We start from the raw sequence: 7903 nt of genomic DNA on the forward strand, positions 1-7903 counted from the left end.
GTGGTCTGCCAACTCCTCACAAGTTTGGCTCCTTACACCCCCCAAAGAAGGCTGAGTCGCCTTCTTTTTTTATGCCATGGCTCGCCCCATTTCAAGAGCCCAGCCTGCGGTACTTTCACAAGCAAGAGTTGAGTTGAAGAACATGAAGGCCTGATGTTTCAGGCTTGCCCGATGCGCAATCAGCGGTATAAAACGCCCATTGACACGATGTGATGTTCGTAACAGTTTTCGGTCAAAAAGGTGGTGTCGCCAAAACCTGCACCAGTGTTCATTTGGCGGCGATTTGGTCGACTCAATACCAATCAGTGGTGTTGGTTGATGCCGACCGCAATCGTTCGGCCAGTGCCTATGGGGCCCGCGGGTTATTGAACTTTGAGGTGGCCCCGATCGAGGCGGCGGCCAAGGCCACGCGTTATGCCGAGGTGGTGGTCACCGATGGCCAAGCCAGCAGCAGCCAAGAGGAAATTAAAAATCTGGTGGATGGCGCTGATGTAATCATTCTTCCCACCGCTGCCCAGACGCGCTCGTTGGAATTGACTTTGGAGATGGCCGAACATCTCAAGCAATTCAATGTTCCTTTTGCTGTCTTGCTTGTGAAGGTGGACTCGCGCAAGGCCAAGGCTGCGCGGGAGATTCGTCAGGCGCTTGATGCCGCAGGGATTTCAGTTCTGCGTGCGCAAATCCCCCTGCTCTCTGCTTTTGAAAAAGCAGAGAACGCTGGCGTCACCGTGGATCAAGCGGTTTCTGCGGCGGGCAAATCTGATCCTCGCCGCATGATCGGTTGGCATGCCTACACCAAAGCTTGTGAGGAGATTGCCGAGCTTGCCCCCAAACGTGGTGAGGTGATTCCGATTCACCCCATCGGCTGGGACACCACGCCATTGGAGAAGCGCCAAGTCGCTTAAGTCTTGCCGTGGGTCTGCTTTTGTGATTGCAGCTATCAGTTGGATTGCTGCTAAGTGGTTCTCAACGTAGACGTTTGCTGGATGTTGATTAGGAATAGCCGCGGCTCAACGGATCTTCTGCAGGTTGCTCCACATCTCAATGCCTAGGCGCCTGATCGTCCGCTGCATTGTTCTGGTTGCCCAATGCGTGCTGATAAGCGGTAGTCACTCACCACATTGAACTGAGCAGTTGGGTTTCTGCTTCGGGCTTGATCTGGACAAGCATCCCTTCTTGCCTGTTGACCAGCCAGCCTTCAGCGTTGAGCTTCTCGATGTACGGGAGTCATCAGGCCACCACTGCCAGATCAGAGCAGTTTGGCAAGTTTGCCAATTGGCTGGACAACGACTCACTCGAAACCTTGCTTGCCAAGTTCCTGAAACCGAACCTTCCAGGGCGGCGGTTACGGCTTTCGAGAACCATCTAGCGGTCATAGACCGAAGAGATTCCACTTGGTGGTACTCATGACTAAAACAGTTCTTCAACCCGATCTCACTTCAGAACAAAGCCGCCTTGCACACCTCGTCAAAATTGATTTAGATGAGGCCATCTATGAGGCCGCCGAACAGCATCCCGATGTTTGGCCACGGGGACTGATCACCAGAATCGCCACGGAGCTTGGGGTCACACCGGCCATCGTTCGCCGTGAAAGGACCATTCTTTTGCCAGGAGTCAAGAGCGCACCTGAACACGGTTGGTGACTAGTCAGGCGGGTGGAAACGGTGCCCGCCCAAGTGGTGACTTTGGCCCGGATGGGGAGTGCGCCTTCACCACCGTTTCCTCGACGGTGACTACAGACGTAATCAAGGGATGAAAGGTCAAGCTTTTTTGCGAAGGCTGAGCGGTTCAAACGGTCTTTTTAAAAATTAATAGAAGGCATTGACCTGGTCATGTTATATAAAATCTACAATTTAGTTAAATCCATGTCTTTGAAAAAAGCAAAATTAGTTTTCTTTTGTTGCTGTTCAACAACTCTTTTGTCTCTATTAAGTGGTCCTGCCGCTTTTGCAGAGAATCCAGTCAGAAAATGCAAGCCCAGAACAGAACTGGTCATCGCAATGTACTTAGTTCCAGTCAACTGGAAACCGCCAAGCAAAATAGCTCATTTAGTGCAAAATCAATACTGGGGGGCACCAAGCCCTGTGCCTGCACATATGACGCTAACGGGATTTGCACTGCCATCAAATTCAAAAGCAGAAATAGGCCCAGAGTGCAAAAAACACAATGAGGCCATGACGATAGGCGTAAGAAATTTCAACAATAAAATCAAAAAGCCTTATCACATAGGGTACTCAAATTGGGGCAAACCTCGACTTAGCAAAGGCTATCCCAGCTATGTAGAATATCCACTACTTTGCAAGTCTAATAATTGCTTTTCCTTGTTGAGATCGGCATTACAACTCAACAGCAAATTTATTGGTTTTGTTGAAAACCCAACAAAGCTTCATGTCAGCTTTGACAATCCTTTATCGTATTCAAACGAAAACCAAAAAGCGATTAGAAAGTTTTTGGGAGGTATCAAGTGGAAAGCCTGCAAGGTTGTAGTCAGAGTATCTGGCCACAATGACCGATCATTTCCCGGGAAAGGCTTAGTGAAAGACAAGACTTGTTGACATCCGCTTCATTAGCTCTGAGAGCCATCAATAGCTCTTGCAGGAGTGCTAGGGCCATTCGTTAATGCAAACTGCATCAAGCATCCCCGCTGCAAAACAAAAACCCCGCTCGTGGCGGGGCATTGGTCTTTGTTGTCTTCAGCACTATTTAGAACTAACATCCAGCCTTCCTCAAGGTTCATCACCAGTCAGAGCCACAACACATGGTTGCTTATCAAGCTGATTGATTAAAGGTGTGCGGAACTGATCAACCAAACTCACCATGCTCGAAGCATGCCGATAAACCCTCTTGAGCTGCTCTTTGAAAAGGCCTGCAAGGGACTTCTATAAATGGAGTTAAGGCAATCTTCTGAATGAAAATATTGCACTCACGCAAAAGGTATAATCCAATCTTTATTCTTTCATTTTCTGTCTGTGCAAAGGCAGAGCCCACCAAATGAATTCGGCCTTTTTGTCCATTGTTGCTTGGCGATAGCAACTTGATGCAGCAATATCTTGACTTTCCAAGCTATAGCTTTCTCTATTTTGCAATTCAGTATATTTGCAGTAGCAATGAGACGTTGATAGATCAACCATCAGCTCTGCAACTTCCCCCCACATGACCATTTCTTTCTCCATGCATTTAGCGTGAAACACAGGATAGCTTGTTGCTGTATTGAATGCTTCTTTATCTGTTCTAGTGTCATCCATAAAATTTCCGCCAAAGCCATTAGAAGGAAGACCGTATATTGATACAAGGATCAGGATGAGTAATTTCACATCTTTTTGGATAGGGATGGATGAGGAAAAACCGAATCTATTCTATTAGAATTTACGCCCGTTTTACTTGTCAACCGATTGTTTCCATGGAATCATAATTGTGGATCTAAGCTCATTGATGGGTGTACTTGCGGTTGACTGTTGCCATTGACAGCGCTCCCATCCGCCTGTCTTCTACGTGATCTCCCAGGCTTCGACGACGTTGTACCTGAGCTCCGCTGCTGCCTACCGGGTTGTTCAGACGTGCTGACAAGCGGTAGTTACTCACCAAAACGAATTATGCATGCTGCGTTGGTGGATCGGGCGTAATCGGGCTGCCGCGGATAGATCAGCGCAGCTTGGCAAGTTTGCTAATTGGGTTGAGCCCCACTGACTTGAAAGGATGGGTCGACTTGTCGTGAAAGCAGCTCGCAGAAAGCAGAGGTGCCCCGTTAAAGTTTACAAACTAAATGGCCAGTTTAATGAAAGGATCAAGAAGACTACATCGCCCACTACGACGAAGTGGTGTAAAAGACTACGAAAAATTCTACTCACCAACCACTGCTACGACCTCTACTCCATTATCCAAATCAACCAAACAGAAAATCTCAATTGACTTAATCGTTGCTTATGAGGCAACTGAAAGATTAGCCAAAAATCTTGACGAACTTATGGAAGATTGCGATTTCAGCTCTCATAGACTATGGCGAGAATCCTTAACCTCAAACCGCAATATCCTGTCTAACCTGATAAATACAATCAATGGCATAAAAGAAAGAGTAGATGAAGCGAACCCTACGCTAAAATGTCCAGACTATTTCACAAAATAAGTTGTCATGAGCATTAATCCAAGATTCTCCACACCATCTCAATATCCCCCATGATCATGGTCGAGCTTCTGCCAAAACACATTCAGGGTTAATACCCCATGTAAAGGAAATGCTCCCTATTTTGTTATCGTGCTGATCGGCCTTTCCCTGTTCAGCTGCTGGAAGACAAACTTGTAGTAGTTGAAGTCGTCAACGAAAAGGTTGCTGACTATTGATTGATGGTGCATGGCCTTTCGGTCAATGGCACAGCTATGTCCAGTCTTTTGAGAGTCTCTTCATGCCAAGCCAGGGTGCAGTAAGCCTTGGTGCTATCAGCCATGGTTGGCACGACTAAGGAGCCGGTAAAGCTCAATGGTGTAATCGCCTGCATTGTTCCTGAGGGGCTTGATTTTCTGCCGATATATGGGAGAGCTCCAGAAGTCAATTGCTGCACACTCTGAAGGGAAATTAATCAACAACGTCACATGGTTTTGGTCTCGGTTTCCTTCAAGAATACGTAGAGGTCGTGGGTCATTTAAGTAATAAGAGCCAGCGTGTTGGTGGAGTCCAGATTCCTTTAGTGCTTGTCCGTAAATTGCCATCTGCTCGCGATCATTGGTTACCCCATCAACCACCATGACCACTGGATCTTGACTACAAACCCCAGAGTTTTCTGATGCCATGGCTGGAACGCCTATGGGGCCAAGAGCCAGTGCTGCGGTGAGAGTGGTGCGAATCATTAGTCCTCCTCAGCAAGGAAGCTACTTGCTGCAATGGTGCTTTTAATAATGCCATTGCCTTCCCAATGCGTTCCTTACAGCTCAAATAGGTTTTGAGCCACTTGGCCTTAAACGTCTTTCTCGTAGAGGAAGACATTCAAGATTTCGTAGGCGCTGAAAACCTTCAGCAAGAGGTGACGCCTTAAGCCGTCCGTGATTGCCATTGCTCGTATTTGGGTCTGTTTCATTAGTGAACCGAGTCAGGTTCTGACGGGTTTGCGTTGTTGCTGCGTGTGCAACTCACAAACGGTCATCCTGGAAAACCGTTGGCAATGCTTCTCATCGCCCAACTGAGTCCTCACTTTGGGAAAAGGTCTGCCAGCAAAACCGAAACTGGCCTCTATCGATTGCATTCACGCTTCAAAGACATGATGGTCCAACTGCGCTTTCGAGTGCTGACGCATTTTGCGCAATCTTTGGTGTGAGCCCGAAATGAAACTTTTCCATCAACTGCTGGTGGCCCCAGCTGCCCTGGGCCTTTTGGCACCTGTGGCTGCTAACGCCACTGAGCTCAACATCAATGGTGTGTCTGACTACGCCGCCACCTCTGCATTGAGCAGCCGCGAGCAAGTCACCAGCATCACTCAGTTTTCTGACGTTTACCCAACCGACTGGGCTTATCAGGCACTCAGCAACCTGATCGAGCGCTACGGCTGTGTGGCCGGATACCCCAACGGCACCTACCGCGGTAACAGGGCAATGACCCGCTTTGAAGCGGCTGCTCTGTTGAACGCCTGTCTCGACCGCGTCACCGAAGTTACCGACGAGCTCAAGCGCCTGATGAAGGAGTTCGAAAAGGAACTCGCCATCCTCAAGGGCCGTGTTGACGGTTTGGAAGCTCGCGTTGGCGAACTGGAAGCCACTCAGTTCTCCACCACCACCAAGCTGAAAGGTCAAGCGACCTTCGTGATCGGTGCCAATAGCTACGGGGGTTCCTCTGCATCGGGCGAATTGCCTGGTAATCAAAATGCTGATCTTGCGGCTGCGCAATCTGGTGCAACCACGTTCAATTACGACATGCGCCTCTTCCTTGACACCAGTTTCACTGGCAAGGATCTGTTGCGCACCATGCTGCGTGCCGGCAACTTCAACACCTCTGCTTTTGGTGGTAACAGTTCCTTTTCGGGTCTGTCCACTCTGGAGACAGCTTTTGAAGAAGGTGCACCTAACAACGTTGTGGTGAACCGCCTTTGGTATCAATTCCCAATCGGTAGCAACTTCACTGCAACGATTGGTGGTCGTGTCCGTCAGGACGACATGCTGGCCGTATGGCCTAGCGCATATCCCTCTGACACTGTTCTCGACTTCTTCACCTATGCCGGTGCACCTCAGACCTACAACCTTCAGCTTGGTGCTGGTGCTGGTTTGAGCTGGGAGTCCAACGACTTCAGCATCAGTGCCAACTACGTGAGTGGCAACGGTGGTAACAGCACTCCTGGTGTTGCTAACACGAACGCCTTACTCAGAAATTCAGATGACTGCGGTGGTATCGCCACAGATTGTGCAGCTTCTAGCGGCACAGTTCAGATTGCCTATGCTCCTGAAAATTGGGGTTTAGCTGCTGCTTACAACTATGCATCGGGTAATAACGGAGCTGGCATTTATGCCGGAAACGGAACTCCCTCAGCCGTATTCTTCAGCGGCCTGGGTACAACCAACTCCTTTGGTTTGAGTGCATGGTGGACTCCTGAAAATGCAGGTTGGTTCCCCAGCATCAGCACAGGCTGGGGTTACAATTCCATTGAAATTACAAATGCTAATTTTCCCATACCTGGCTCTTCAGGGATTGGTTCATTTAATGGAGCGATCTCCCAATCCTGGTACGTGGGTCTTCAGTGGGCTGATGCCTTCATGAAGGGCAACACCCTTGGCATGGCGGTTGGTCAGCCCACCTTCGTCACCAGCTGGGACAATAATTCCAACATCAATGGCGGAAGCGATTTCGTTGCTGATGGCAACTATGCCTGGGAATGGTGGTACATGTTCCAGGTGACTGACAACATTTCAGTCACTCCCGCCATCTTTTACTTGAGTCGACCATTAGGCTTCGAAACCACAGCATTGAATGAACTCGACCCCGATGGCACCTTCAACAACTTTGGTGGACTTGTGAAGACAACCTTCCGCTTCTGATCCTCACTTCTGAAACGGTTTTCTATTTTTTGCCCCCTTTCTTCAGGGGGCTTTTTTATTGGTTTGAAGTTTTTCTGAGTCGAACGCACATGCCGATCGCTTCTGACATCAAGGCGTTGTTGCCCTGAATCGGCGCATCTCCTTCATTGCAGGTCTGCTCGAGGTGAAGGTCCTTGAGTTCAAGGTTGCCTGCATGCCCAATGCCGATAAGTTCCAGCTCCACATCTATGCGGCACTGGCTGAGCAGGAGCGTGAATTCATCAGTCAGCGCACCAAGGCCGGCCTGCAACGTGCAAAGGAGCGAAGTGTGAAGCTCGGCGGTGTTCGCCCTGGCATTGAGAAGGCCAATGTTGCGCTGTTTATTGCCTGGAGTCCACGGCCTGATTTGGCTCGAAAGATCTAAGGAGTCCCCCAGTCAAAGGTGCTCTTGCCAAGCTGTGAACAAGTAATCAGTCGGTCGAGGCCATGACAGCACAATTGGTTGTGATTACAGGAGCTGGCGCAGGGATCGGCAAGGCTTTGGCACATGCTTTTTCGTCGGCTGGTCACCCCTGTTTGTTGATTTCAAGGAACCAGGAGGTGGACCCCACATTGGCCAATAAGCCAGTGCTTTACCGGCAGCTCGATGTCTCCGATGGCCAGGCGCTGGGGGATGCCATCAAATCAGCAGAGAGTCAGTACGGGCCCACAGGCTGTCTGATTAACAACGCAGGGATGATCCACATCGGCGGACTGGACACTCTCAGCCTCGAGCAGGTCAATGAGGAAGTCGACACCATGATCAAAGGGGTGACCAATGGCATTCACCATGTTTTGCCAGGCATGCGAGAACGCAAATGCGGAACAATTATCAATATCAGTTCCATTGGTGATCGAAAGCCTGCGCCAG

Annotated in this window: 9 protein-coding genes; 6 read left to right on the top strand and 3 right to left on the bottom strand. The window is 49.4% G+C overall.

Annotated features, from left to right (window positions below):
* Positions 1 to 212: 212 nt before the first annotated feature.
* From NCN04_RS04955 to NCN04_RS04965, 3 genes are all read left to right on the top strand, one after another.
* A complete protein-coding gene (locus NCN04_RS04955; RefSeq protein WP_250395358.1) occupies positions 213 to 905 on the top strand; it encodes a ParA family protein in 693 nt (230 codons plus the stop codon).
* 501 nt (positions 906 to 1406) lie between these two features.
* Complete coding sequence (locus NCN04_RS04960; RefSeq protein ID WP_250395359.1) at positions 1407 to 1643, top strand: hypothetical protein; 237 nt, start codon at positions 1407 to 1409, stop codon at positions 1641 to 1643.
* Positions 1644 to 1865: 222 nt separating this feature from the next.
* Complete coding sequence (locus NCN04_RS04965; protein WP_250395360.1) at positions 1866 to 2555, top strand: hypothetical protein; 690 nt, start codon at positions 1866 to 1868, stop codon at positions 2553 to 2555.
* Positions 2556 to 2948: 393 nt separating this feature from the next.
* On the opposite strand, the gene NCN04_RS04970 is transcribed toward NCN04_RS04965, so the two are convergent.
* The 3 genes from NCN04_RS04970 to NCN04_RS04980 form a co-directional block, all read right to left on the bottom strand.
* Positions 2949 to 3314, bottom strand: coding sequence for a hypothetical protein (locus NCN04_RS04970; protein ID WP_053068512.1), 366 nt, complete (start codon positions 3312 to 3314; stop codon positions 2949 to 2951).
* A gap of 112 nt (positions 3315 to 3426) precedes the next feature.
* Positions 3427 to 3582, bottom strand: a complete 156-nt coding sequence (locus NCN04_RS04975; protein WP_250395361.1) for a hypothetical protein — start codon at positions 3580 to 3582, stop codon at positions 3427 to 3429.
* An 852-nt stretch (positions 3583 to 4434) separates the two neighbouring features.
* Positions 4435 to 4842, bottom strand: coding sequence for a DUF1330 domain-containing protein (locus NCN04_RS04980; protein ID WP_250395362.1), 408 nt, complete (start codon positions 4840 to 4842; stop codon positions 4435 to 4437).
* Positions 4843 to 5313: 471 nt separating this feature from the next.
* Between NCN04_RS04980 and NCN04_RS04985 the strand changes: the two genes are divergently transcribed.
* From NCN04_RS04985 to NCN04_RS04995, 3 genes are all read left to right on the top strand, one after another.
* Complete coding sequence (locus tag NCN04_RS04985; protein ID WP_250395363.1) at positions 5314 to 7014, top strand: iron uptake porin; 1701 nt, start codon at positions 5314 to 5316, stop codon at positions 7012 to 7014.
* Positions 7015 to 7207: 193 nt separating this feature from the next.
* A complete protein-coding gene (locus NCN04_RS04990; protein WP_250395364.1) occupies positions 7208 to 7417 on the top strand; it encodes a recombinase family protein in 210 nt (69 codons plus the stop codon).
* Positions 7418 to 7479: 62 nt separating this feature from the next.
* Positions 7480 to 7903, top strand: a 424-nt coding sequence (locus NCN04_RS04995; protein WP_250395365.1) for an SDR family oxidoreductase, incomplete at its 3' end; no start/stop codon positions are given.

The organism is Synechococcus sp. MU1655 (genome assembly GCF_023630655.1).
GTDB lineage: Bacteria > Cyanobacteriota > Cyanobacteriia > PCC-6307 > Cyanobiaceae > Synechococcus_C.

Excerpts from the sequence above, each read along its gene's own strand:
- NCN04_RS04980 (WP_250395362.1), bottom strand. The coding sequence starts at position 4,842 with ATGATTCGCACCACTCTCACCGCAGCACTGGCTCTTGGCCCCATAGGC.
- NCN04_RS04990 (WP_250395364.1), top strand. The coding sequence starts at position 7,208 with ATGCCCAATGCCGATAAGTTCCAGCTCCACATCTATGCGGCACTGGCT.
- NCN04_RS04960 (WP_250395359.1), top strand. The coding sequence starts at position 1,407 with ATGACTAAAACAGTTCTTCAACCCGATCTCACTTCAGAACAAAGCCGC.
- NCN04_RS04955 (WP_250395358.1), top strand. The coding sequence starts at position 213 with ATGTTCGTAACAGTTTTCGGTCAAAAAGGTGGTGTCGCCAAAACCTGC.
- NCN04_RS04965 (WP_250395360.1), top strand. The coding sequence starts at position 1,866 with ATGTCTTTGAAAAAAGCAAAATTAGTTTTCTTTTGTTGCTGTTCAACA.
- NCN04_RS04985 (WP_250395363.1), top strand. The coding sequence starts at position 5,314 with ATGAAACTTTTCCATCAACTGCTGGTGGCCCCAGCTGCCCTGGGCCTT.